Origin of the sequence: Brevibacterium pityocampae (assembly GCF_039541555.1) — a bacterium.
Lineage (GTDB): Bacteria > Actinomycetota > Actinomycetes > Actinomycetales > Brevibacteriaceae > Brevibacterium > Brevibacterium pityocampae.
Map to the genome: position 1 here is coordinate 26817 of NZ_BAABGL010000006.1, position 23210 is coordinate 50026.

The 23210-nt window shown below is 71.3% G+C and carries 25 protein-coding genes and 1 tRNA gene; 11 read left to right on the forward strand and 15 right to left on the reverse strand.

What is annotated here, in order from left to right; translation table 11 throughout:
• Positions 1-37: 37 nt before the first annotated feature.
• The 5 genes from ABD883_RS06165 to ABD883_RS06185 are packed head-to-tail and all read right to left on the reverse strand — an operon-like array spanning position 38 to position 5521.
• Positions 38-739: a hypothetical protein gene (locus ABD883_RS06165; RefSeq protein ID WP_295690272.1), complete on the reverse strand. Its 702-nt coding sequence runs from the start codon at positions 737-739 to the stop codon at positions 38-40.
• A gap of 47 nt (positions 740-786) precedes the next feature.
• Entirely contained in the window at positions 787-1566 is a 780-nt protein-coding gene (locus tag ABD883_RS06170; protein WP_295690271.1) for a DeoR/GlpR family DNA-binding transcription regulator, read from the reverse strand.
• Positions 1567-1582: 16 nt separating this feature from the next.
• Positions 1583-2641, reverse strand: a complete 1059-nt coding sequence (gene pdxA, locus ABD883_RS06175; protein WP_345030738.1) for a 4-hydroxythreonine-4-phosphate dehydrogenase PdxA — start codon at positions 2639-2641, stop codon at positions 1583-1585.
• A complete protein-coding gene (locus tag ABD883_RS06180; RefSeq protein WP_345030741.1) occupies positions 2638-4047 on the reverse strand; it encodes a four-carbon acid sugar kinase family protein in 1410 nt (469 codons plus the stop codon). The genes pdxA and ABD883_RS06180 overlap by 4 nt, the downstream gene beginning before the upstream one ends.
• Positions 4048-4051: 4 nt before the next feature.
• Positions 4052-5521, reverse strand: coding sequence for a GntP family permease (locus tag ABD883_RS06185; protein WP_345030744.1), 1470 nt, complete (start codon positions 5519-5521; stop codon positions 4052-4054).
• Positions 5522-5764: 243 nt separating this feature from the next.
• On the opposite strand from ABD883_RS06185, the gene ABD883_RS06190 reads away from it, so the two are divergent.
• The 4 genes from ABD883_RS06190 (at position 5765) to ABD883_RS06205 (ending at position 10025) form a co-directional block, all read left to right on the forward strand.
• On the forward strand, positions 5765-7261 hold the full coding sequence (locus ABD883_RS06190; RefSeq protein ID WP_345030746.1) for a hypothetical protein: 1497 nt from the start codon (positions 5765-5767) through the stop codon (positions 7259-7261).
• Between the two features lie 36 nt (positions 7262-7297).
• Positions 7298-8275, forward strand: coding sequence for a GTP pyrophosphokinase (locus tag ABD883_RS06195; RefSeq protein ID WP_247618685.1), 978 nt, complete (start codon positions 7298-7300; stop codon positions 8273-8275).
• Between the two features lie 145 nt (positions 8276-8420).
• Positions 8421-8493: transfer RNA gene (locus ABD883_RS06200), tRNA-Ala, on the forward strand.
• A 314-nt stretch (positions 8494-8807) separates the two neighbouring features.
• Positions 8808-10025 carry a cation:proton antiporter domain-containing protein gene (locus tag ABD883_RS06205; protein ID WP_247618676.1) on the forward strand — a complete coding sequence of 406 codons (1218 nt, stop codon included), beginning with the start codon at positions 8808-8810 and terminating at the stop codon, positions 10023-10025.
• Between the two features lie 186 nt (positions 10026-10211).
• On the opposite strand, the gene ABD883_RS06210 is transcribed toward ABD883_RS06205, so the two are convergent.
• The 7 genes from ABD883_RS06210 to ABD883_RS06240 all read right to left on the reverse strand — a co-directional run bounded on the left by ABD883_RS06210 (position 10212) and on the right by ABD883_RS06240 (position 15726).
• On the reverse strand, positions 10212-10481 hold the full coding sequence (locus ABD883_RS06210; RefSeq protein WP_247618675.1) for a hypothetical protein: 270 nt from the start codon (positions 10479-10481) through the stop codon (positions 10212-10214).
• A 5-nt stretch (positions 10482-10486) separates the two neighbouring features.
• Entirely contained in the window at positions 10487-10717 is a 231-nt protein-coding gene (locus ABD883_RS06215; RefSeq protein ID WP_345030749.1) for a hypothetical protein, read from the reverse strand.
• A gap of 190 nt (positions 10718-10907) precedes the next feature.
• Positions 10908-12668: an ABC transporter ATP-binding protein gene (locus ABD883_RS06220; RefSeq protein ID WP_345030751.1), complete on the reverse strand. Its 1761-nt coding sequence runs from the start codon at positions 12666-12668 to the stop codon at positions 10908-10910.
• Positions 12669-12759: 91 nt separating this feature from the next.
• A complete protein-coding gene (locus ABD883_RS06225; protein ID WP_137319521.1) occupies positions 12760-13404 on the reverse strand; it encodes a maleylpyruvate isomerase family mycothiol-dependent enzyme in 645 nt (214 codons plus the stop codon).
• 65 nt (positions 13405-13469) lie between these two features.
• Positions 13470-14621 carry a VanZ family protein gene (locus ABD883_RS06230; protein ID WP_137319522.1) on the reverse strand — a complete coding sequence of 384 codons (1152 nt, stop codon included), beginning with the start codon at positions 14619-14621 and terminating at the stop codon, positions 13470-13472.
• 45 nt (positions 14622-14666) lie between these two features.
• Positions 14667-15083 carry a hypothetical protein gene (locus ABD883_RS06235; protein ID WP_137319523.1) on the reverse strand — a complete coding sequence of 139 codons (417 nt, stop codon included), beginning with the start codon at positions 15081-15083 and terminating at the stop codon, positions 14667-14669.
• Between the two features lie 127 nt (positions 15084-15210).
• Positions 15211-15726, reverse strand: a complete 516-nt coding sequence (locus ABD883_RS06240; RefSeq protein WP_137319524.1) for a VOC family protein — start codon at positions 15724-15726, stop codon at positions 15211-15213.
• Positions 15727-15797: 71 nt separating this feature from the next.
• Here ABD883_RS06240 and ABD883_RS06245 point away from each other — a divergent pair, with 71 nt between their 5' ends.
• Both ABD883_RS06245 and ABD883_RS06250 read left to right on the forward strand, forming a co-directional pair.
• Positions 15798-16622, forward strand: coding sequence for an AraC family transcriptional regulator (locus ABD883_RS06245; RefSeq protein WP_137319525.1), 825 nt, complete (start codon positions 15798-15800; stop codon positions 16620-16622).
• A gap of 37 nt (positions 16623-16659) precedes the next feature.
• Entirely contained in the window at positions 16660-17385 is a 726-nt protein-coding gene (locus ABD883_RS06250; protein WP_137319526.1) for an SDR family NAD(P)-dependent oxidoreductase, read from the forward strand.
• Here ABD883_RS06250 and ABD883_RS06255 read toward each other — a convergent pair.
• Both ABD883_RS06255 and ABD883_RS06260 read right to left on the reverse strand, forming a co-directional pair.
• Positions 17366-18004: an NAD(P)-dependent oxidoreductase gene (locus ABD883_RS06255; protein WP_137319527.1), complete on the reverse strand. Its 639-nt coding sequence runs from the start codon at positions 18002-18004 to the stop codon at positions 17366-17368. The genes ABD883_RS06250 and ABD883_RS06255 overlap by 20 nt on opposite strands.
• The gene (locus ABD883_RS06260) at positions 18001-18954 is read right to left on the reverse strand and encodes an EamA family transporter (protein WP_137319528.1); all 954 of its coding nucleotides are present in this window, start codon (positions 18952-18954) and stop codon (positions 18001-18003) included. Before ABD883_RS06260 ends, ABD883_RS06255 begins: the two co-directional genes overlap by 4 nt.
• 79 nt (positions 18955-19033) lie before the next feature.
• On the opposite strand from ABD883_RS06260, the gene ABD883_RS06265 reads away from it, so the two are divergent.
• Both ABD883_RS06265 and ABD883_RS06270 read left to right on the forward strand, forming a co-directional pair.
• Entirely contained in the window at positions 19034-19954 is a 921-nt protein-coding gene (locus ABD883_RS06265; RefSeq protein ID WP_345030758.1) for a LysR family transcriptional regulator, read from the forward strand.
• A 4-nt stretch (positions 19955-19958) separates the two neighbouring features.
• Positions 19959-21920, forward strand: coding sequence for a potassium transporter Kup (locus ABD883_RS06270; protein WP_345030760.1), 1962 nt, complete (start codon positions 19959-19961; stop codon positions 21918-21920).
• Here ABD883_RS06270 and ABD883_RS06275 read toward each other — a convergent pair.
• Positions 21895-22167: a hypothetical protein gene (locus ABD883_RS06275; RefSeq protein ID WP_345030762.1), complete on the reverse strand. Its 273-nt coding sequence runs from the start codon at positions 22165-22167 to the stop codon at positions 21895-21897. The genes ABD883_RS06270 and ABD883_RS06275 overlap by 26 nt on opposite strands.
• Here ABD883_RS06275 and ABD883_RS06280 point away from each other — a divergent pair.
• The 3 genes from ABD883_RS06280 (at position 22154) to ABD883_RS06290 (ending at position 23101) form a co-directional block, all read left to right on the forward strand.
• On the forward strand, positions 22154-22438 hold the full coding sequence (locus tag ABD883_RS06280; protein WP_345030764.1) for an AraC family ligand binding domain-containing protein: 285 nt from the start codon (positions 22154-22156) through the stop codon (positions 22436-22438). The genes ABD883_RS06275 and ABD883_RS06280 overlap by 14 nt on opposite strands.
• A 22-nt stretch (positions 22439-22460) precedes the next feature.
• Entirely contained in the window at positions 22461-22583 is a 123-nt protein-coding gene (locus tag ABD883_RS06285; protein WP_247618665.1) for a helix-turn-helix domain-containing protein, read from the forward strand.
• 95 nt (positions 22584-22678) lie between these two features.
• A complete protein-coding gene (locus ABD883_RS06290; RefSeq protein ID WP_345030769.1) occupies positions 22679-23101 on the forward strand; it encodes a LysE family transporter in 423 nt (140 codons plus the stop codon).
• The last annotated feature ends 109 nt before the right edge of the window (positions 23102-23210 follow it).

Genomic DNA, 23210 nt, shown 5'->3' on the forward strand with positions numbered 1-23210 from the left:
TGCTCCGGCCGAGGTCCCGCACCTCGGCCGGGGCACCTCAGCGGCGGGTGATCCGCAGGTAGGTCGTGGCCCTGACCTGCCGCCTGTAGCGCGAGGCCGGCCGCTCGACCTCCAGCCCCGCATCGGTGAGTTCGCTGGTCACCGTGTCCAGCAATGCGGCGTCCTCGACCCCCTCGATCGACACGAGCGGGTAGGCCCGCACCTCCTTCGCCACACGGGCGAGCTCGAGGAGCGAGGCGACGTGGAAGTCCGCGTCGAACATCCCCGCGTAGGTGAAGAGCAGGTGGCTGCTCACCGCGAGGTCGAAGGCGTCGTCGGAGAACGGCAGGTGCGGCAGCGTCGCATCGATGTAGTGCGCCGGACGGGCGTTGAAGTCGTCGAGGAACTGCTGCGCGGAGTGCACGCGTGCCCGGTAGAGCTCCTCGCCGGTGCCGGACTGCTGCCAGTCGAGGCGCTCGCCGTGGGTGCGGGCGAAGTCGGCCCAGCGCTCCACCTCGTGCGCCACCCGGTCCGCGAGCAGGTGGCGGTCTCCGCCGTAGAGCGGGTCGATCGCGAAGGATTCGATGCCGCGGGCCGCGAGCTCCGCCGGAGCGCTCGCGGATCCGCCCGGACAGTCGAGGACGCACTTCCCTGCGAGGTCGTCGATGTCGAGGTCGAACATCGCGATGTACTCCTCGAGCGACCGGGCGGTCACGAGGACGTCGGACATCTGCAAGGGTTCTGTGTCGTATTCGCTCACGTGTGGAGCCTAGCGGAGGAGCGGCACCTGAGCGGAGGTGAGGTGCGTCACGCCGTCTGTGTGGCCGGGTGGAGCACCTCGACCCCGGCCTCCCGGTACTCCTCGAGGAGCGCGGGATCGCACTCATCGGTGACGAGGGTCCATCCGTGGGGCAGACGAGCCCAGGCCGGCACGCTGCGCGGGGCGAGCTTCGCGGCGTCGGCGAGGACGACGGTGCGCCGCGAGCGGGCCGCGACGCGTTCCTTCGTGTACGTCTCGTCCACGGTGGGCTCGCCGACCCCGCAGGCCGGGTCGACGGCGTCGGCACCGAGGAACGCGAGGTCGAAGGAGAAGCGGTCGATGCCCTCGAGTGCGAGCGCCCCGGTGGTGCCGTGGCTGCCGGCGGACAGGCGCCCACCGATGAGCTGCACGTCGACCCGGGGTTCCGCGGCGAGCGCGAGCGCGATCTCGAGCCCGCGCGTGACCACGGTGAGCTCCTGATCGCGTGCCAAGGACTCGACGAGCTGAGCGGTGGTGGAGCCGGCATCGACGAAGATCGTCGCCCCGGCCGGCACGAGCGCGGCCGCGATCCGGCCGATCGCTGCCTTCGCCGAGGTGCGCGCCGCTATCCGCTCGGCGAGCCCGCGCTCCCGGAACGGCGCCACCGAGGTCGCCCCGCCGTAGGTGCGGGCCAGCCGGCCGGAGCGCTCGAGCGCGGCGAGGTCGCGACGGATCGTCGACTCCGACACCCCGGCGTGCACGGCGAGGTCCTCGACGCGGTCGGTGCCGGAGCGCACGAGGCGCAGCAGCCGGTCGCGACGCTCGCGGGTGGCCGAACGGGAGGTCATCGGGGCCGTCCTGCGGTCACCGGGGGAGGTATTCGGCGCGGATGCCGTCGACGTAGGGCGCGTAGCCGACGGCGGCCCGGTAGGCCGAGCGCATGGTGCCGGGATCCGCCTTGCCGGTGCCGGCGATGTCGAAGGCGGTTCCGTGGTCCACCGAGGTGCGGAGGATCGGCAGGCCGACGGTGACGCTGATGGTGCCGTCGAAGTCGAAGGTCTTCGTCGCGATGTGCCCCTGGTCGTGGTACTGGGACAGGATCCCGTCGTAGCGGCCCTGCAGGCCGTGGTGGAACACCGAGTCCGCGGGGATCGGGCCGGCGACCTCGAGGCCCTGGGAGCGCACCCGGTCGACAGCGGGGGTGAGGATCTCGATCTCCTCGTCGCCGAACGCGCCGTTCTCCCCGGCGTGCGGGTTGATCGCGGCGGTGGCCAGCCGGGGGTTCGCCACCCCGTAGACCTCGAGCGCGCGGTGGGCGCGGAGGATCGAGTCGACCTGGGTGTCGACGGTGATCGCGTCGAGGGCCTTCCGCAGAGACATGTGGCGGGTGGCGAAGAACACCTGGAGGCGGTGGCCGGGCACGTGCGTGTTCTCCACGACGAACATCGTGTCCTGCTTGGTCACGCCGGTGAGCTCGCCGAGCATCTCCGTGTGCCCGAGGTGCTCCGAGCCGGTCTTCCAGACCGCCTCCTTGTTGATCGGCCCGGTGACGATGCCGGTGACCTGCTGGGCCAGCGCAGCCTGCGTGGCGACCTCGATCGCGGTGACCGCCGCGCGCCCGGCGCGCTCGTCGACCCGGCCCCAGTCGGGCAGGTCGGAGCCGAGCACGCCGATGTCGAACACGTCGATGACGCCCTCACCGGCTGCTGGCGTGTTCCAGGAGGACACGGCGCGCACCTCGGCGTCGAGGTCGAGCACCTGCACGGCCTTCTCCATCACCGCGAGGTCGGCCACGGCGATGCCGTGCTGGCTCGTGTCGCCGGAGAACTCGTGGAGGACGGCGGCGGTGATCTCCGGGCCGATGCCGACGGGGTCGCCGACGGTGACGGCGAGCGTGGGGGCAGCGGAGGCGGGAGCGGTCATGGGGTGTCCTTTCGAGGCGGGCTGTCAGGGGCTGGGCGTCGAGCGGTGGTCTGCGCGGCGCGGGACTGGAGGAGGCGGGTGCGCATCCGCACCATGCCGGAGAGGTGGTCGAGGCAGGCGAGCGCGGTCCCGGCATCGCCGACGAGCCCGCCCTTGGTGACGATCGGCAGTCCGGCCCACCGCCCGCCGACGAGCGCGCCGGCGGCGGCGAGCGGCACGACCTCCTCGTCGATCTCCATGCCGGCGGCACCGAGGGCGGCGAGCACGCTCGTGGTGATGTCGCCGCCGGTGGTGTAGAGGCCGCCGATCGCGGGGCCGGGCCCGGCGTCGGTCGCCGGCGCGTCATGCGCGGAGACGGCGTGCGCGGAGACGACCCGGGCTGCGATCCGGCCGAGCGCCTCGGGCAGGGCGTCGGATTCCTCGTCTCTGAGCTCGCGCACGTCCTCGGGGTGGACGACGGAGGCGAGGAGCACGATCTCCCCGGCCTGCGCACGGCGCACTGCGGTGCTGACCTCGGCGGCGGTCGCCTCGACATCGGGCACGGCGGAGCCCTCGGCCCGGGGTACGGGCCGTACGAGGGTGGTCGGGCGCTCGCCGAGCACCCGCTGGAGCTGGGCCTGGGTGAGCTCGGTGGCGGAGCCGGCGATCGCGAGCAGCGGGGGAGCTCCAGCAGCACCCTGGGCGCCCATCGCCCGGGCGATCGCGAGCGAGCCCGGCCCGGGATCGATCCCCACCCACATGACCTCGGGGTCGGCCTCGACGGCGGCCTCGGCGACATCGCGCAGGTGGGCCTCGGTGAGGGCGTCGGCGATGATGACGTCGGGCTCCTCGCTGAGCAGGGTGCGGATCCTGTCGACGAGCGCCGAGCGCGGGCCCGTGACGGCGGCGAGGTCGATGCCGAGCGCGGACAGGTGCGTGTCCTTCCGCAGCGCCTCGGCGACCGAGGAGCTCGTCATCGGGGAGCGGACGTCGTGGGCGAGCTCGGTGTGCTCGAGCCGGGTCCCGCCGAGCAGCTGGAGACCGTGCACGGTCTGCCGGTCGGCCGTGGGGAAGGCCGGCATGCACAGGCCCACCGCGCGGCGGCCGCGGGCGCGCACCCCGGTGACGACCGCCTCGGCCTCGGCGCCGAAGTTCCCGCGCAGGGTGGAGTCGGCGCGCGAGCACACGAGGTCGGCCGGCCACCCGGCATCGAGCACCGCGGTGACGGCCGCAGTGGCCCGCGCGGCCGGGAGGTGCCGGGAGTCGGTGGTGATGACCAGCGCGTCGTAGGCGTCGAGGTGGGTGCCGATCTCCGTGGCCGAGGCGTCCGCCCGCAGGGTGGCCGCGCGCAGGCCCGCCCGGGTGAAGCCCGCCGCGCAGCCGTTCCCGCCGGTGAGGTCGTCGGCGACGATGAGGATGCGAGTCATGGGGTCAGCCGATGACGAGGTTGGCGATGAACAGCAGCGGGATGCTGCCGGCCCACACGGCGGTGGTGATGCCCGACCAGCCCTTGAGGGCGGCGGTCCCGTCGAGACCGGTGAAGCGGGTGACGACCCAGAAGTACGAGTCGTTGAAGTAGCTGAACACCATCGAGCCGCACACGCAGGCCATCGCGGCCATCACCGGGGAGATCCCGAGCGACCCGACGAGCGGGGCGGTGACCGAGGCGGCGGTGATCATCGCGACGGTGCCCGAGCCCTGCGCCACGCGCACGAGCGAGGCGATGACGAAGGGCACGATGAACGCCGGCATCGGCAGCGCGGACACGGCCCCGGCGAGCGCGTCGCCCACCCCGGAGTCGCGCAGCACCTGGCCGAAGGCACCGCCGGCGCCGGTGATGAGGAGGATGAGGCCGGCGGACTCGGCGGCCTGGGCGAGCCAGGAATGGACCTTGGTGCGCGGGGTCCAGCGGGGCAGCAGGACATAGACGGCGAGGATGATGCCGATGATCAGGGCGATGACCGGGTTGCCGAGGAACAGGAACGGGATGACCCAGTCGGAGGCGGCGTACTCCTCGGCATTGATCTGACCGGTCGCGTTCTTGTCGATCGCGGCGGTCACGGTGTTGAGGACGATGAGGAGCAGCGGGACGAGCAGCGGCAGGGAGCCGATGAACGCGTTGATGCGATGTGGCTTCTTCCCCGCCGGGGTCTCGCCGAGGAAGTCCTCGGCGCGGTAGGTCTGGATCGTGTCGAGCTTCGAGTGGACGTCCTCGCCGCCGGATTCGGCGAGCGCGAGGTCGTGGTCGGCGCCGTAGACGTCAGCGGCGACCTCGGTGTTGAGCCGGGACTCGAGCTTGGGCCCCATCCACTTCGCGTAGAGCACGACGACGGGCAGCAGGAGGACGGTGAAGATCATGCCGGTGAGGATGACCGCGCCGAGGTCAGCGCCGAGCAGACCGGACACCGCGAGCGGTCCCGGGGTCGGGGGCACCATGTGGTGGGTGAGCGTCATGCCGCAGCCGAGCGCGAGGCACAGGGTGACGTAGCCGCCGCGTTTGACGCGGGCGATCGAGCGGGCGAGCGGGTTCATGATGACGAACCCGGAATCGCAGAACACCGGGATCGACACGAGCGAGCCGACGGTGCCCACGGCCCAGGGCTCCTTGCCCTTGCCGAAGCCGCGGAGGAAGGCGCGGGCGAGCGCGTCGGCGGCGCCGGAGACCTCGAGGATCTTGCCGACGGCCACGCCGAGGCCGATCACGATGCCGATGCTCGCCAGCGTGCTGCCGAAGCCGGTGGTGACGGAGTCGATGACGCCGAGGATCTCCTGACCGGCGACGAGGCCGGTGACGAGGGCGGCGATGAGCAGGGCGACGAACGCGTCGAGGCGGGTGCGCAGCACAAGGACGACGATGGTCGCGATGCCGAGCACGAGGGCGAGAATCAGCCGCACATCCATGGGCGGTCTCCTTGGGTCGAGATGATCGAACTGCGCAGGTTTGCTGAGTGAATCATGCACCTTCTCTGCGTGACCGCACAAGAGGCCGGGGAGCGCAGGGGCTGCCAGTAGCGGCACAGATCAACGTATCTGCAGATGAGGATAGGTGCATGTGCCCTGTGGTCCGCTAGCTTCGAGTCGGGTGCCGAGGGCTCGTCCGCAGCGCGTGCACCGTCAACTCCGCTCTGCCGATTCGAGGTCATCATGTCCCGCAGCCGTCCTTCCGCCTCGTTCTCCGTCCCCGCGCTCAGCGCGCTCAGCGCGCTCGCACTCTCCTCTGCCGCAGTCCTGCCGCCGGCCGCTGCGGCCGCTCCCGCGGATCCTGACCGGGGTGCTGCCGAGTACACGCTCACCCTCCTCGACCCGACCGACGGGGTGATGAGCAGCGCGCAGGGGATCAGCGAGTCCGGCGAGGTCATCGGTCTCCAGCGCCCGACGAAGAAGGCGCAGCCGCAGGAGACCGTGCTGTGGCGGGCCGGTGAGGCGACGGGGGAGGCCCTGGGCCAGTACCAGGGCACCTCGCAGTTCTCCCGCCCCTTCGACATCAGTGATGCGCGCACCGCGGTAGGGGAGGCGTTCGACGACGCAGGATCCTCGGTGCCTGTGCTGTGGGCCGATGGGGCCGCACCGGTGCGTGCGCACGACAGCTCGGGATTTGCGGTCGACATCGCGAACTCGGGCACGATCGTCGTGCAGACGGCCGAGGGTGCCTTCCGCTGGCGGCCCGATGCGCTCGAGCCGCTGCCCGCCCCGGCCGCCGAGGAGCCCGGGTCCGAGGTGACGCGGGTGCGGGTGACCGCGCTCGCCGAGGACGGTTCCGCGGTCGGCACCGCGACGATCGAGGAGGCCCACGGCGATCACTCCCACGGGGTGCGCCGCGCGGTCGTGTGGGACGGCGATACCCCGACGCTGCTCGAGGAGCCGGCCGAACACGTCTCCGCGGACCCGGCCGGGATCGCGGGCGCGGACCTCGTGGTCGGCTCTGCCCGGATCGACCGGGTGGAAACCGCCTACGTCTGGCGCGAAGGGCGGGCCGAGGCGCTCGCCACGACCCCAATGGCTGAGTACCCGCACACCAAGGCCGCGGCGGTGAACACGCAGGGGCAGGCCGTCGGGTACGCCTCCCGCTACGCCGGCAATACGAGCTTCGGCGGGTCGGCGCTCCTGTGGGACGGCGGTGGAGTCACCGCCCTCGACTCCGTGGTCGACCTCCCGGAGGGCGTGACGCTGCGGGAAGCCCGTGACATCAACGAGGCAGGCCAGATCGTCGGGACTGCGGAGACCCCCGAGGGCGCCCGTGGATACGTGCTCACCCCTACGGCCGGGGAGCCGACGGGGGAGCCGACTCCGACCGAGGAGCCGAGCGAGGAGCCGAGCGACGGGTCGAGTGATGGCCCGACCGGGGAGCCGACTGCTCCCGAGCCCACCGATCGCCCGAGCGGTGATCCGACCGAGGCTCCGGACTCGACCCCGTCGGTGTCACCGTCGCCCGACGCCCAGCCCACGCATACGTACTCTCCCACCTCGCCGGGCGGACGCGACGATGATTCCACCGACGACAGCGCCTCCGGGTCAGGTCGTGGCGACTCGCCCGGTTCGCTGCCGCGCACCGGCACCCAGGTGCTCGGGCTCCTCGGGATCGGCGCAGTTCTCGTGGCGGTCGGTGCCGTCACCGTGCTGCGCTTGCGCCGTCGCGGCTGAGGCGTACCCGGCGCGGTGCCGCGTATCCTGGGAACGATGAACACCGACCCCGCTCCCCACCTCGCGCGTGCCCGCGTGCGCGCCGCCGTCGACCGGCTCTACCAAGCCGACTCCCAGCGCTGGGAGGTGGCGTGTCAGCGAGTGATCCGCTTCCTCGAGGGGATCACCGAGAGCATGGAGCTCGCCGATCGCTCCAGGATCGTCGTCGACGGCTACCGGATCAAGGAGCCCATGCGGACGCTGGAGAAAGTGCTCAAGAAGTCCGAGGGCCAGGCGCTGCCGAGCGAGCCCGGGGAGATCGTGGAGATGATCTCCGACCTCGCCGGGGTCAAGGTGCTGTGCAAGTCCTCCCGCGACCTCGAGGCCTTCGTCGACGTGCTGCGCGCGGAGATGGGCCGGGCCAGTCGGTTCGAGGTCGTCGAGCCGGTGAAGAACTACCACCTCGACCCGAAGCCGAGCGGCTACCGCGCATTCCATGCGGTGCTCGGCGCGGAGGACTCCAAGGCGCAGCACCCTGTGCGGGTGGAGATCCAGGTGCGCACCCGGCTCCAGGACGCCTGGGGCGAGCTCACCCACGACGACCTCTACAAGCCCGGCGGACCGCTGTCGCCGAGTGATTTCCACACGCAGGTCGCGGCCTCGATGGCCAATCTCCTGTCCGAGGTCGACCGGCTCGCGGACCTGCTCGCCCAGGACATCGAGCAGACCTCGCGCGGGGATGCGCAGGACGGTGAGGGCGAGACGCAGGCCGGCGACCTGCTGCGCGTCACCGTGACGCGCACCGGTCCGGGCTATGCGATCGCCGAGGACGAGCTCGGCCGGCGCGGCCTCATCCGCGCCCGTGACGTCCGGCTGCTCGCCGAGGTCACGGGAGCTGCGGAGAAGTCGGGGGAGAACCGCAAGCAGATCAAGGTCTCCGACCTCGTCAAGGTGGGCGACGAGCTGCCGGCCGCGGAGGTCGAGTTCAAGGGCAACCGCTACTTCGCGCCGGTCGAGTTCGCCGAGCGCGGGTAGGGGAGCGGCGGGGACGTCCCCGCTGTGACGCGTCCCCGCTGTGACGCGTCCCCGCTGTGACGCGTCCCCGCTGTGACGCAGAGTTCCGAGGCCGATCCGCCGATTGTGAAACCGGGCCGTGGGTTTGCTACAGTAACGGGGTCTCGGGGCTATAGCTCAGTTGGTAGAGCGTTTCGTTCGCAATGAAAAGGTCAGGGGTTCGATTCCCCTTAGCTCCACTCGAGAAACCGTGAGACAGTGACTCGTCGATGAAGGCCCAGCCGGGATGCCGGCCGGGCCTTCGTCGCGCGCGGGGCAGATTCAGCAACGAACTCCGATGACTGGGCCGGGTGCAGAGGTCGTGCCGATGGTGTGACTTCCGTGTGTTCGACTCCACTGAGGCCGCCCTCGACGCGCTGCGATAAGTTGTGACTATCGCTCTGAGGTGGCGGGGGCCAGTACGATCGATGCACGGTAGGTCAACGCGAAGCCCGGCGGCTGAGCGACCCCGACCCTGTGCCCGCCCGAGTGTGTCCCCGACAGGAGTGCTGACGTGTCCACGCTCGACCTGTTGCTCGTGGTGGTCGGCGCCCTCGGCGTCGTCATCGTGGCCATCTCGGCCCGGCTCCACCAGTGGCCTGTCTCGGAGCCCCTCATTGCGATCGTGGCGGGTGTGCTGCTCGGCCCGGCCGTCACCGGGATCCTCGAACTGCCCGAGCTCACCGCCGAGCCCTCCCTCCTGCAGCACGGCGCGGAGGTTCTCCTGGCGGTGTCCGTGATGGGCGTGGCATTGCGCTACCCCTTCGCGGCCCTGCGGCGGAACTGGAGGTCGCTCGCCCTCCTCATCGGGGTGGTGATGCCCGCAATGGCGCTGGTCTCCACCGGGCTGGCGATGTGGCTGCTCGGCACCTCCTTCGCGCTCGCCCTGCTGCTCGGCGCGGCCGTCTGCCCTACCGACCCGGTGCTCGCGTCCAGCGCGGTGACCGGCCTGGACGCCGAGGAGGACCTCCCGAAGCGCGATCGCCAGATCCTCTCCCTCGAGTCCGGCGCCAACGATGGCCTCGCCATGCCGCTTGTCCTGCTCGCGCTCGCTGTGGCGGGGCCGCTCTCCGCGGGACAGGCCGTGCTGGAATCTGGGTGGCAGGTGCTCGGCGCGCTCGTCGTGGGTGTGGTGGGCGGCGTGGTCGCGGCGAAGGCCCTGCACCTGGCGCAGCGCCACAAGACCACCGAACAGGGCCCGATGCTGCTCTACACGATCCTCCTGGCGCTGCTGGTCCTCGGCGTCTGCGGCCTCGCAAACCTCAACGGCGTCTTCGGGGCCTTCTGCGCCGGGTTGGCGTTCAACCTGGTGAGCACCGGCGCCGAGCGCGAGACTGAGGTGCAGATCGATGAGGCTGTCAACCAGTTCGCCGTCCTGCCCTTCTTCGTCGCCCTGGGCGCCATGCTCCCCTGGGCCGAGTGGAGGGCGCTCGGGTGGACGGGCGTGGCGCTCGCGGTTGCGGTGCTCGTCCTGCGCCGCCTGCCGCTGATCCTCGGCCTGGCCCGCCCCCTGGGGATGCCGCTGCACAGCGCGGCGTTCCTCGGTTGGTTCGGGCCCGTCGGCGTGGCCGCGATCTTCTACCTCACGATGGAGGTCGAGTACGGCAGCGTCCACCCGGAGATCCTCGCCGCCGGCACACTCATCGTCGTCGCGAGCACCCTCGCCCACGGGATCTCGTCGGCACCCGGGCGCGCGTGGTTCCGGAAGGTGGAGCGGGCGCGCGCCGACTGACGACCACAGGGCAGTCCGGGGGCGCATATGGCATCCGGGAGCTGGAGTCGGGCCGCATCCGGCCCGAGTGGTCCGTCCTGGCGATCGACGAGTCCGGCGCAGTCATCGAGCGGCGATGGTGGACGAGCGCCGACCTCGTCACGAAACTCTTGGCGATGCTTGTTGCAGCTGCCGCGTTCAGGTTCGTCAGGCGACCTTCGAGCTGTAGCGCTGTCGGGCGGCTTCGCCGGAAGTGCCGACGAAGGAACCGATGGTGGACCAGGGCATGCCGGCCTCTCGGGCGGTGCGGACAGCATCGACCATGTGGCGTTCGGCTTCAGAGCGTTCGGCGACGGCAGCGCGGAGCAGCGCGACTGCGTCGGCGTCGAGTTCGGCGGCGGGGTTGGGCTCGTAGTCCTCGAACCGGGTGGCCAGCTCCTCGGCGTGGGCCAGGATCTCCTCGACCGTGCGTGGCATATTCATCACCTCAGGAACTTCTCGCGGGCAACCATGGCGTGGACGATGACGTGGATCTGCTCGCCATCGACGTAGCCGACCTCCAGAAGGATCGCCGCCCGGTTGGGGCCGACGATCATGGTGAACCCGTCACCCAGATCCCAGATTCGGACGGGGTTTCGGTAGGCGTGGAGAATGTCGGTTTCTTCCAGTCCGTGCTTGAGTGCGGACGGAGCGATGAGCGGTTCATCCGGCACCCTTCCAAGATAACTTGCAGAAGCGGCGTGGTCAACAGTCTTTCACGTATCCGCGCGCAGAGCTGGACGGCAGGACTCGCGCCGAGTGATCCGCGACGCCCGGCGTCGGCGTGCGAGTACATCCCTCGGCTCTGGAGTACGGGATCGATGCTGGATGCTCGTCCTGCTCCCGTAGTGGGTGAGCTGTCGGCTACCGCACGAGCAGCTGCCGGCGGGCGAGGTCGCGGTAGAGGTCGCTCGTCTCGAGGAGCTCGGCATGGGTGCCGGTGGCGGTGACCCGGCCGTCGTCGAGCACGACGATCTGATCCGCGTCCGCGACGGTGGCGAGGCGATGCGCGATGATCACGACCGTGCGTCCGATCGATGCGGACTCGATGGCGCTGCGCATCGCCGATTCGTTCCGCGTATCGAGGCTCGCTGTCGGTTCGTCGAGCAGGAGCAGGGGAGTGTCGGCGATGAGCGCGCGGGCGATCGACAGCCGCTGGCGCTCCCCGCCGGACAGACCCGCCCCGTCATCGCCCACGACCGCATCGAGGCCCAGCGGGTGCTGGTCGATGCGGTCGAGCAGGTTGACCTCGGCGAGCACCCGCCGGCACCGGGCCTCGTCCGCCTCGGGGGCGGCGAGGAGGAGGTTGTCCCGGATAGTCCCGGCCAGCACCGGCGCATTCTGCTCGACGTAGCCGATCCTGGCGCGGAGCTCTGCGCGCGGCATGTCGCGGATGTCCGTCCCGTCGACGGAGATCGACCCGTCGGCCGGATCATAGAAGCGCTCGATGAGCGCCAGGGCCGTCGACTTCCCCGCCCCGGACGGCCCGACGAGGGCAGTCGTCGAACCGTGGGGGACTGCGAAGCTCGCCTCTCGGAGAACGGGCTTTCCGTCCCGGTAGGCGAACGAGACGCGGTCGAACTCGACCTGATTGACAGAGGCTGGCTGCGCGATTCTGTCCGCCGACCGCAACGCTGGGGCATCGTCGTCGCTCTCGGAAGGGAGATCGAGCACCTCCTCGATGCGGGAGAGAGCGCCGAGCGCGGTCCGCACGGTGATGACCGCCCCGAACGCGGTGCCCAGCGGCATGAGCATCATGAACAGGAAGAGGATGAAGGTGACGAGATCCGCCACCGACAGGGTGCCCGAGGCGACGCGGTAGCCGCCGACGCCGAGCACCGCGAGGAACGCCCCCTGGATAGCGAGGCCGCTCACCGGCCACAGCAGGGCGCTGATCCGCACGATCCGGACCCCGAGGCGATATGCGGCCCCCGCATCGGCGACCAGAGCGGCCTCCTCCCGCGCCGTGGCGCCGGAGGCGCGGATCGTGCGCACCCCGGAGATGGCCCGCTCCACCCCGGAGGAGACCCGGCCCAGCGCTTCCTGGGACTCCAGGGTGAGTGCCTGGATACGCGAGCTCACCAGCGTCACGCAGAGGACGGCAACGAGAACGACGGCGGCCGTGATGCCGAGCAGGGTCAGGTCTAGCAGAGCCATGGCGATGAGCGCGCCGACGAAGACGAGCGCACCGCTCACCGCCTCGATCAGACCGCCGGTGAGCGCCTCGCGCACCATGGTCGTGTCCGAGCCGACGCGGGAGACGAGGTCTCCGGTCCGGCGGGTGTCGTACTCCTTCACCGGCAGCCTGAGCAGACGGCCGAGCAGGCGCCGCCGGGCGCTGAACACGACTCCCTCGGCGGTCCGCCCCAGCAGGTACTGCTGCACGGCTTCGGTGATTCCTGCGGCGACGACGAGGGCGACGAGGATGATGACCGTGCCGCCGATCGCCGTACCCGCGCCCACGCCGTCGATGACCCGGTTGACCATGACCGGCTGAGCGAGGCTGAGTCCGGCACTGACCAGGGAGATGACGAGGACGACGATGAGTACGCCGCGGTGCTCGGCGAGGTAGGAGAAGAGGTCCCGCAGTCGTGCGGGCGGGGGAGAGGTCTGGTCGTCCGTCACGTCTGTTCCACCTTCTGGTCATTCATCGCCAGCGCCTCATGAGTGGCGCTGAGAACGGTCGACTGTAGATGCGCAACCGCCGCTCCTCGATCTACTCGTCCTCGACCCGCTGGCGCAGCGTCGCTGCACCCGCGCCGTCGAGCCGGTCGAGGTGGCTCGGGCGCACCGCCATCGCCATGACGAGCGACAGCAGCGGGCCCACGACCTCGGGTCCGGTGCCATGGGTGAACGGGGTATCGCTCGCGCGCAGGCGCAGACCTTCGACCATGGCGTGGCTCGGCACGGCGAAGTCCTTGGCCGCGTAGAACTCCGCGACCGCCGTGAGCGCCTCGGCCGAAGGCGTCGTCGTCAGCCCGAGGGGTTCGCGGATGTCCTGCGCATGGACGACGACCTCCCCGAGGAAGGCCGTGATGTCCGAGGTCGGCGCGATCCGCGCGTCGATGACGGCCCGGAACGCCTCGAGGGTCTGCTGCGGGGTGGCGCCGAGGTGCTCGGCCAGCCGGCGCTCGTTGTGCATCGCCGGCCGGAAGCGGGCCGCCGCCATGCTCCGCAACCACCCGAAGCGGGTCGTCGTGGCGGCCGCCGTGAGGTGGGCGACGACATTCTCCACGTCCCACTCACCGCACAGGCTGGGACTGCGCCACTGCTCGTCGGTGAGACCTTGGAGGTCGCTGAGCAGGGCGGCGCGCTCGGCGCGGACGAGGGTCCAGAGGGCATCGGTCTCACGTCGCGTCATGGGGCGAGCATAGCCGGGGTCGAGCGCCGGCAGGAGAGGATCCGACGTGACGTCGCGCCCCGGTTTCATCGGGTCGCGCCGACCGGATCCCGCGTCGGGGCCGCACCCGTGCCCGGCCCGTCCGCCACCGCGCCCGAGGCGGGCTGCCGTGCATCGCGGAGCAGGCACCCGGTGAGCAGGCAGCTGAGTCCGCGGGGGTCGACGGCGACGGCGAGGAGGGCGGCTGCACCCAGCGGCAGGACGAGGAGCGCGGACGGGAACCCGCAGAACAGGGCCGTGACCATCGCGCCGTGCACCGTGAGCGCGCGGGCGAGGAGCCGCACCCGCGATCCGTTCTTCGCCACGGGGGCGAGGTAGACGGTGCGCTGACCGAGCGAGGCACCGGTGCCGATGACTGCCGGCACGACGATCACGCCGAGTGCGGCGATCCACGCGCCGGTGACGATGGTCCGCTCGAGCGCGAGGTACTGCTCCGGGCTGAGAGCACCGTCGGGACCGCTCTGGGCGAGGGTGAAGAGCGTCGACCCGGCGGTTCCCCCGAGCACCGCGGCGAGTACGAGGAACCAGCAGTCGAGGACCATGCCGAGCCCCCGGCGGCCGCGGGTCACCGGACGCGCCCGCTCCCGGTGGGCGAACAGGTGCGCCTTGGTGGACAGGAGCCGCGGGGTGATCGCCGCGAGGCCGAGCCCGGCGACCGCGCCGGTGGTGTTGGTGAGGAGGTCGGTGGTGTCGGCGAACCGGTACGCGCACGGCGCTAGGCCCCAGTTGCCGGTGAGCTGGGTGAGCTCGATGAGGAGCGAGGTGCCCAGCGCCGCGGCGAGGACGGTGCCGCGCGGCCACTCCATGACGCGGCGCACGATCAGCCCGAACGGGACGAACAGCACGATGTTGAGCACGAACTCCCACACGAGCCCATCGCCGATGACCGCCCGCGGCCCCTGGGACCGGACGAGCTCGACGAGCTCGCGGGGGAACCGCAGCGGGTCGAGCAGCGGCCGCGTGCCGTGGGCTGCGCAGTAGCCGTCGGTGAACTCCGGCAGCGGGAACACGGTGAACGCGACGATGGCGGTGGCGTAGACGAACCCGGCGGTGGTCCACAGCATCCGCAGCGCATCGAAGCGGCCGTAGCGGCGGTACTGCCACACGAGCAGCGGCAGGAACAGCAGTGCTGAGACGATGAGGCCGACGAGGATCGACCCGAAGAACTGCGCGGTCATGGCGACTCCTCTCTCCCTGTGCGGTCGGTGATTCCACGACGCGCGTCAGGCGCCGAGGACGATCGAGCGGACGCGGTCGATGGCCTCGTGGAGCTCGGCGTAGTCCCGGATCGCCGGGCCGGCGACCCCGAGGTTCCACACGACCGCGGCACCCAGCAGGACCACGAACAGCAGTGTGGACACGACGAGCCCGGTGACGGCGACACCTCGGCCGTGGGTCGCCCCGCGCAGCCCGGTGGCGGCGAGGACGATCCCGGCCGCGGCGGCGAGCGCCGGAGCGAAACCGATGGAGGGGAGGAGCAGGAGGACCGGTGCGGTGAGCAGCGCGACCCCGGAGAGCACGAGGGCGAGGACGCCCCCGCCGGTCGCGGACCCCTGCGGTGCAGGCGCCGCACTGTTCCGGGACGTCGCCGCCTGCTCACGGTGGCCGGCGGTGCTGGGGGTGAGATGCGTGGTGGACATGGTGGCTTCCTTTCGCTGGAGCGTTGTCGTGTCCACCACTCTCGCGGAATGCCGCGCCCCGATCGTCTCCCTCGGGGCCGATCTTCCGCGTATGCCTCAGGGCATAGCCGGCCGCCCCAGCACAAGGTCAGCCGGCCGCCTCCTGTTCGGCCGCCCAGGCGGCGATCCGGCGGCTGCTCTCCTCCTCGGAGAGGTCCTCCACCCGGGACATGATCGACCAGCGCACCCCGAACGGGTCCCGGATCGAGGCGTACCGGTCGCCGGAGACGAAGGTGCTCACCGGCTCACGCACCACCGCCCCGGACTCCTCGGCGCGCTGTACGACCGCATCGACGTCCGAGCAGTACAGTCCCAGCGAATAGCAGGCCCGATCGCCGCCCGGGGCCGGAACCATGCCGTAGTCCGGGCTGGGCTCGCCGATCTGGAGCCTGCCGGTACCGAGGTCGAGCTCGGCGTGGACGACGACGCCGCCCATCTCGGTGGCGTCGACGACGCGGGCGCCGAACACCGAGCGATAGAATTCGAGTGCATCACCTGCACCCTCGATGGCGAGGAACGGGGTGAGGCTCGTCGAGCCGTGGGGGATTCCGTCGGTCGTGTGGTCTCCTGTGACTCCGAAACGGAGTGTGTCATGTGTGTTCATGGAATGAGCGTACGAGTGAGCCTGACGTCGACGCTTGGAGATTCACGACGACTTCCCGGAGGGACGGTGCGATGACCGACCCGAGCGATGAGCGGGGGATCCTGTACCCGGCAGCGCTCCCGCGCTTCCACCGGTACCCGGCTCCCGTCGACCTCAGCGATCGGATCCGCTGGCTCTGGAACCCGGTGTGGGACCTCCCGCCGGGGGAGAGCTCGCGGCAGAACCTGCTGCCGTTCCCTGCCTCGAACCTCGTCGTCGATCCCACCGGAGTGTCCCTCGTCGGGCCCACCACGGGGGCCTCCCATCGCGAGCTCAGCGGCAGCGGGTGGGCGTTCGGGGCGCTGCTGCGGCCGGCCGGGATCGCAGCCCTTCACCCCGATCCCCGCGCAATCGCCGACTCCGAGGTGCCCTTCGCGGCACCCGCATTGCACCGGTCGGTGACCACCGCGATGCAGGACGGCGGCGAGGAGCACGACCGTGATCGTGCCGCCGAGTCGTTCACCGCGTGGCTCCGCGAGAACCTCGCACCGCCGGACGAGGGCGGTCTCCTCGCCAACGCGATGGAGGACCTCATCGCCGCCGACCGCTCCCTCGTCCGCGTCGACGAGGTCGCAGTCCGCCTGCGCATCTCCGTGCGCGGTGTGCAGAGGATCGCGCAGCGGTACGTCGGACTGCCGCCGCTGACCATCATCCGCCGGTACCGGCTCCAGGAGGCCGCGCAGCGACTCCGCGAGGACCCGACGCTGTCGATCGCGCGGGTCGCCGCGGAGCTCGGCTACGCCGACCATGCCCACCTGAGCACCGACTTCCGCCGCGTGCTCGGATTCACTCCGCTGTCCTACCGCGGTGATCCGATCCATTCGCCGAGGCACCGGACGGAGTCCGGTGGACGATGACCGACGCACCGCTCGCATGAGATGGAAGGAGAAGTTCATGCGCATCCTCATCACCGGGTCGACCGACGGCCTCGGCCGGGCCGGCGCCGCATCACTCCTCGATGACGGCCACGAGGTCGTCGTCCATGCCCGCAGCCCGCAGCGGCTCGCCGTCGTCGCGGAGCTGACCTCCCTCGGGGCCGAGGCGATCGTCGGCGACCTCGCCCGCCCCGACGAGGTGGCATCACTGGCCGAGGACGTATCCCGGTTCGGGCCGATCGACGCCGTCATCCACAACGCCGGGATCATCGACGGGCCGGACGTGCTGCCGGCCAACGTCATCGCACCCTATCTGCTCACCGCGCTCGTCCCGGCCGCGCGGGTGATCTACCTCAGCAGCGGCATGCACCGAGGCGGCCGGGCTGAGCTCACCGGAATCGAGCAGCCAGGTGAATCGGTGTCGTACTCCGACAGCAAGCTGCTCGTCACCGCTCTCATGGCGGCCGTCGCGCGGCGCCGGCCCGACGTCATCTCCCACGCCGTGGATCCCGGATGGGTGCCGACGAAGATGGGCGGGCCGTCCGCGACCGACGATCTGGCGCTCGGACACGTGACCCAGGCGTGGCTCGCGGCCACGGACGACCCCGCGGCACGCGACTCCGGAGGCTATTGGCGCCACCAGCGGATCGAGGAGCCGCATCCGACGGTCCAAGACGAGCAGTTCCAGGACGAGCTGTGCGCCGCCCTCGAGCGCCCTACCGGGGTCAGCCTGCCGCGACCGTGAAGTGCCGGTCCTCCCCGGGGTGCTCGAGCTCGTTGACCACGGCGATCGCGAGGTCCGGGGCCGTGATGCGCGAGCGCCCGTGCGCGTCGGTGAGCAGCGTCGTGGTCCCGCGCCGGTACACGCCGGTGCGCGCACCGGGCTCGAGCACGGCCGGCGGGCTGAGATAGGTCCACCCGGTGAAGGCATGCCTCCGGCATACGCGGTACTGCGCCAGACTCGCCGCGGCGACCGCCCGCCACGCCTCGGGCACGTGTTCCGGGTCGTCGATGAGGAGGCGCCCGGGATCTCCCGGGGAGCGCAGCGGCGCGGAGCCGCCGACGATGAGGACCCGGGTGCCGGACCGCTCCGCGGCATCGAGCACCCCGCGGGTGAGCCCGGCGACGGCGGACTCCTCCCCGGGTGGCAGCCGGATGGCGAGCACCGCGGCGTCGACCTCGGCGAGCACTGCCTTGACCGCCGCGTGGTCGGCGATGTCGACGGCACGGGATTCGCACCCCGGCCGGTCCGGCTCCGCGCCCGGCCGGCGGGAGAGGGCGAGGACGGAATGGCTGCGGCTGAGCGCCTCGGCGACGGTGGCGCTGCCGACCATGCCGGTGGCGCCGAATACGGCGATTCTCATGATGGTCGAGTCTCCTTCTGTGGGATGTCGGGTGTCGGGTTCGAACGGGTGGGTGAGGGGAGCTGACCGGCGACCATCGCGGTGAGTGCGACGGCGAATCCTGCCAGCTGGACCGGGGCGAGGGCCTCGCCGGCGATCGCTGCGCCGAGGACAGCGGCGACGAGCGGGGAGAGGAGGCCGAGGAGCGCGGTCGCGGTGACGGGCAGGCGCCGGATGCCGGAGAACCACAGGGTGTACGTCAGGAGCGCGCCGACGAGCCCCAGCCACAGGTACCCCGCGACCGCCGGGGCATCGATGCCGGCGGGCACCCCGTCGATGACGAGTGCCGGGACGAGCAGCACGAGCCCGCCGGCGGTGAGCTGCCAGCTGGCAAGGCCGAGCGAGGACACCCCGGGTGGGCGGCCCCAGCGCTTGGTGAGCACGACTCCGGTGCCCATCGACACGGCCCCGGCCATCCCGGCGAGCACGCCGAGCGGACTCAGCGCGGCGGTGGGCCCGAGGACGACGAGGCCGATGCCCACGACGCCGATGATTCCCCAGGTCACGCGCCACGCGGAGAGCCGTTCGTGGAGGATCGCGACGGCGAGGAACGCGACGACGAGCGGCTGGGTGGCACCGAGCGTGGCGGCGACCCCGCCGGGCAGGAGCTGCGCGGAGAGGAACAGGAGGGGGAAGAACGCGCCCATGTTGAGCGTGCCGAGGACCAGGCTCTTCCACCACCACGTGCCGTGCGGCAGCTGCCCGACCAGCAGCACCGCGAGGAGGCCGGCGGGGAGCGAGCGCATGAGCGCGGCGAACAGCGGGTGGCCCTCGGGCAGCAGGTGCGTGGTGACGATGTACGTCGTTCCCCAGACCGCCGGGGCGAGTGCGGCGAGCGCCGTCCAGCCCGCGCGGGTGCTTCCGGTCAGGTCGGCTGCCGGAGCGGTGGAGCGGGGCGGGGTCGGTGTCATGCGTCCATCGTCGGACCTCCCCCGAGGATGAGTCCAACACATTGTTGTCATGCTAAGGATGAACAGCCATCATGGATGGATGGAGCTCCAGCAGATGCGGTACGTCGTCGCTGTCGCCGAGGAGCGCAGCTTCACCCGGGCGGCCGAACGCTGCTTCGTCGTGCAGTCCGCGCTCAGCCACCAGATCAAGGCGCTCGAGCACGAGCTCGGCGTCACCCTGTTCGCCCGGTCGAGCCGCCGGGTCGAGCCCACGCCCGCCGGCCGAGCGTTCCTCCCGCAGGCGCGGGCGAGCCTCGAGGCCGCCGAGCGCGCGGTGGCCGATTCCGCCGCCGCGATCGGACGCATCAGCGGCACCCTGACCCTCGGGGTGATCCCCACCGTCACCGCGCTCGACATCGCCGCGACGCTCGGCGCCTTCCACCGGGCGCACCCCGAGGTACGGATCACGCTGCGCGGCGGCGGCAGCGACACGTTCGCCTCCGCCATCGCGGACGGACGGATGGACGTCGCGGTGCTCGGCCTGCCTGACACCGGGCCGCCGCAGGGAGTCGCCTCCCGGGTGCTCGCACGGCAGCGTCACGTCGCCGTCGTGTCCTCCCATCACCGGCTTGCCGGGCGGAAGCGCATCGAGCTCGCCGACCTCGCCGGAGAGGCGTTCGTCGACTTCGCGCAGGGCACGCCCGGGCGCACCCAGTCCGACCTCGCGTTCCGGGCCGCCGGTCTGCGCCGCGAGGTCGCGTTCGAGGCGATGAGCGCCGAGCTCATCCTCGACCTCGTCCGCGAAGACCTCGTCGTCACCCTGCTTCCGCCCGCGGTGGTGCCCGAGGACCCGGGGCTGAGCACGGTCACCGTCGCCGGCGGGCCCACCCGCATCGAGTACCTCGCCTGGAGCGGCTTCAACCCCTCACCGGCGGCGCTGGCGTTCCTTGGCGGAATCCAGCCGCCGGAGTGCCGGGGCGGCATCTTCATCCGCCGGGAAGGGCGATCCGTGGGACCATGAGTCCATGGCGTCCGACGCCCCGCTCGACCCGCCCGCAGATCCGCCCCCGCAGGGGTCCGGACCCGCTGGAACCGGGCCCGAGGCGCCGCGGGCTCACCATGCGGCCCGCGGTCCGCTCGCCCTCAGCGCACTCGGCATCGTGTTCGGCGACATCGGCACCAGCCCGCTGTACTCGCTGCAGGCGGTGTTCAGCGTCGACCACAACTCCGTCGCACCCACGCGCGGCGACGTGTTCGGCATCATCTCGATGGTGTTCTGGGTCATCACCGTCATCGTCTCCGTCAAGTACATCGCCCTCGTCATGCGCGCCGACAACGACGGCGAAGGCGGGATCCTCGCGCTCGTCGCCCTCATCCTGCGCAGGCTAGGGGAGCGCGGCAGGCTCACCGGCACCGCGCTGATCCTCGGCATGGTCGGTGCCGCCCTGTTCTACGGCGACTCGCTCATCACCCCGGCGATCTCCGTGATGTCGGCCTTCGAGGGCCTCGCGGTGGTGCGGCACGGGCTGTCCGGGTGGGTGCTGCCGCTGTCGGTGGGGCTGCTCGCCGTGGTCTTCTGGGTGCAGCGGTTCGGCACGACCGCCGTCGGCCACCTCTACGGGCCGATCACGGTGGTCTGGTTCCTCACGCTCGCCGTGCTCGGGGTGCCGCACATCCTCGGCACCCCGGAGATCCTCGGCGCGCTGCTGCCTCACCACGCGATCGTCTTCGCCGTCGAGCGCCCCGGCGTGGCGTTCATCGCGATGGGTGCGGTGGTGCTCGTCATCACCGGTGCCGAGGCGCTCTACGCCGACATGGGACACGTCGGCCCCCGGCCCATCCGGCTGGCGTGGTTCGGTCTCGTGTTCCCGACGCTCACGCTCAACTACCTGGGGCAGGTCGCCGTGATCCTGGGCGATCCGACCGCGATCGACAACCCGTTCTTCCGCCTCGCCCCGACCTGGGCGACGCTGCCGCTCGTCGGCCTCGCCGCGCTCGCGACCGTCATCGCCTCGCAGGCCGTGATCTCCGGGGCATTCTCCGTGTCCCGCCAGGCTGCCCGCCTGGGGATCCTGCCGCGCCTGACCATCAGGCACACCTCGCGGCGGGAGGGCGGGCAGATCTACATCGGCTCGGTCAACTGGGTGCTCTTCGCCGGAGTCCTCGTCCTCATCGCGCTCTTCCGCTCCTCCGTGGCCCTCGCCGCGGCCTACGGGCTGGCGGTGACCGGCACGCTCGTGCTGACCTCCGTGCTGTTCACGGTGTTCGCCCGTCGGGTCCTGGGTGCGGCCTGGTGGCAGCTCGTGGTGTTCCTCGTGCTCGTCATGGGAGTCGAGCTCGTGCTCCTCGCGGCGAACCTCACCAAGCTGCTCCACGGCGGCTGGCTGCCGGTGACGATCGCGATCGTGCTCGTCACCGTAATGGCGACGTGGCGGTGGGGAGCGGCGCGCGCGGCGGCCGGCCGCGCCCGGCTCGAATCGCCCCTCGACGCGTTCCTCTCCGGCACCGACGCACAGGCGGACCGCGTGCCGGGGGTCGCGGTGTTCCTCCACCAGGATCCCGCGACGACCCCGCTGCCGCTGCGCGACACGGTGACGTTCAACCGGGTGCTCCACGCGCAGAACGTCATCATGACCGTCGTCAACGCCGACGTGCCGCACATCAGGCACGCCGAGCGCGTCGTGGTGGAGCGGCTGCCACACCCGGGGTTCATCCACGTCATCTGCCGGGTCGGTTTCATGGACCCGCAGGACGTGCCCCGGGCGCTGGCGCGGGCGCAGGCTCTGGTCCCGGACCTCGATCTCGACGTGCACCGCGCCCGGTACTTCCTCTCCATCGTGCGCCTGACCACAGCTCATCCGCCCTCGTGGCGCCGGTGGCGCACCGCGGTGTTCCTCTGGCTCGCCGGGACCGCCGCGGACCGGACGACGGCGTTCCACCTGCCGCCCGACCGGACCGTGATCATGGGCGGCCGGCTCGTGCTGTGAGGGCGCGGGAGCAGCGCCGTGCCGGTCGGACGAACGCTCCGGCGACACCGACGAGCGCAGCGGCGGCGAAGGCGAGCGGCGGACCGATGGCTGTCGACAGCGACCCGACCAACGGTGCTCCTGCCGCCTGCCCGAGGGCGAGGACGAGGAAGGCGAGGCCGACGCCGGTGGCGGGGGAGCGCGGGTGCACCTGGGTCCTCCAGATCAGCAGGATCCCGGTGAGACCGATGTAGGTGGCGCCGAACACCGCCGCCGCACCCCAGGCGATCGGCACGCACGAGCGGTTCTCCGTCGGGATCATCGACAGCGGATCGACGCTGTTCTCCGGCGCGGTTGGTGACCCGGTCCGCCTGGTGCCCGGGGACGTCATCCTCATCCCCGCGGGCTTCGTCCACGCGTGCAACCCCGACGGCGGTCGCTGGGAGTACCGGATGATCCACGCCGATGAGGCCTGGCTCGCCGCGCTCGTCCCGGACGATCACTCCGAGCTCCTCGCCGCTGGCCTGGCGGCAGAATGACCGGGTCATCCGCGGCCGGGAGATGCTGCGCGCCGGAACCTCTGTCGTGGAAACCGCGATCGCCCTGGGGTTCGTCGACCAGAGCCACTTCCACCGGGTGTTCCGGGCCCACGTGGCCGCACTGCCCGGTGCCTACCGCGGCTGACCGCCGCGCCCGGCACACCTGCAACTTCGTACAAGACCGCGCCTCACTGCTCCGGCCATGCTCGATGCAGATCATCGTCGAGCCCCGGAGGTCCCGTGGAGCAGTTCCTCGCCGTCGCCCTGGCCAACGGCCTCATCATCGCCGCGGCCTTCTCCGGCATGGCGCTCATCACGAACGATGCGGTGCTCCACGTCATCCAGGCAACAGGGGGGATCTTCCTCGTGCACATCGGGATCGTGTTCCTGCGCTCCCGCACAGCACTCGACCCGGCCGAGGTGCACCGGGCCGCCCGGACCACGTGGACGCGCAACCTCGGCCTGGGCCTCGCCTCCGGTCTGCTCAACCCCAAGAACGCGCTGTTCTACGTCAGCCTCGCCTCTGCGGTGACCACCGCGAGCCCGGCTGCGCTCGTGCTCTACGGCGGGTGGATGTTCACCCTCGTGCTCGTCTGGGACCTGTTCGTCGCCATGGCGCTCGGTTTCCGGCGGGCTGATCGCCGGCAGCGGGATGAAGGATGAACCGCAGTCGCTCGGGTAGTCTGCTCGAAACGTTTTGGAGACCGGAACCGAGCTATCCTCCGTTCTCAGCGAGTATCGATTCGTAGTCTCGCCCGCCGTAGAAGATGCC

Coding starts and splice junctions, on each gene's coding strand:
- ABD883_RS06170 (WP_295690271.1), bottom strand. CDS start 1,566: ATGACCTCCCGTTCGGCCACCCGCGAGCGTCGCGACCGGCTGCTGCGC.
- pdxA (WP_345030738.1), bottom strand. CDS start 2,641: ATGACCGCTCCCGCCTCCGCTGCCCCCACGCTCGCCGTCACCGTCGGC.
- ABD883_RS06180 (WP_345030741.1), bottom strand. CDS start 4,047: ATGACTCGCATCCTCATCGTCGCCGACGACCTCACCGGCGGGAACGGC.
- ABD883_RS06185 (WP_345030744.1), bottom strand. CDS start 5,521: ATGGATGTGCGGCTGATTCTCGCCCTCGTGCTCGGCATCGCGACCATC.
- ABD883_RS06190 (WP_345030746.1), top strand. CDS start 5,765: ATGTCCCGCAGCCGTCCTTCCGCCTCGTTCTCCGTCCCCGCGCTCAGC.
- ABD883_RS06195 (WP_247618685.1), top strand. CDS start 7,298: ATGAACACCGACCCCGCTCCCCACCTCGCGCGTGCCCGCGTGCGCGCC.
- ABD883_RS06210 (WP_247618675.1), bottom strand. CDS start 10,481: ATGCCACGCACGGTCGAGGAGATCCTGGCCCACGCCGAGGAGCTGGCC.
- ABD883_RS06225 (WP_137319521.1), bottom strand. CDS start 13,404: ATGACGCGACGTGAGACCGATGCCCTCTGGACCCTCGTCCGCGCCGAG.
- ABD883_RS06230 (WP_137319522.1), bottom strand. CDS start 14,621: ATGACCGCGCAGTTCTTCGGGTCGATCCTCGTCGGCCTCATCGTCTCA.
- ABD883_RS06235 (WP_137319523.1), bottom strand. CDS start 15,083: ATGTCCACCACGCATCTCACCCCCAGCACCGCCGGCCACCGTGAGCAG.
- ABD883_RS06240 (WP_137319524.1), bottom strand. CDS start 15,726: ATGAACACACATGACACACTCCGTTTCGGAGTCACAGGAGACCACACG.
- ABD883_RS06245 (WP_137319525.1), top strand. CDS start 15,798: ATGACCGACCCGAGCGATGAGCGGGGGATCCTGTACCCGGCAGCGCTC.
- ABD883_RS06250 (WP_137319526.1), top strand. CDS start 16,660: ATGCGCATCCTCATCACCGGGTCGACCGACGGCCTCGGCCGGGCCGGC.
- ABD883_RS06255 (WP_137319527.1), bottom strand. CDS start 18,004: ATGAGAATCGCCGTATTCGGCGCCACCGGCATGGTCGGCAGCGCCACC.
- ABD883_RS06260 (WP_137319528.1), bottom strand. CDS start 18,954: ATGACACCGACCCCGCCCCGCTCCACCGCTCCGGCAGCCGACCTGACC.
- ABD883_RS06265 (WP_345030758.1), top strand. CDS start 19,034: ATGGAGCTCCAGCAGATGCGGTACGTCGTCGCTGTCGCCGAGGAGCGC.
- ABD883_RS06270 (WP_345030760.1), top strand. CDS start 19,959: ATGGCGTCCGACGCCCCGCTCGACCCGCCCGCAGATCCGCCCCCGCAG.
- ABD883_RS06285 (WP_247618665.1), top strand. CDS start 22,461: ATGCTGCGCGCCGGAACCTCTGTCGTGGAAACCGCGATCGCCCTGGGG.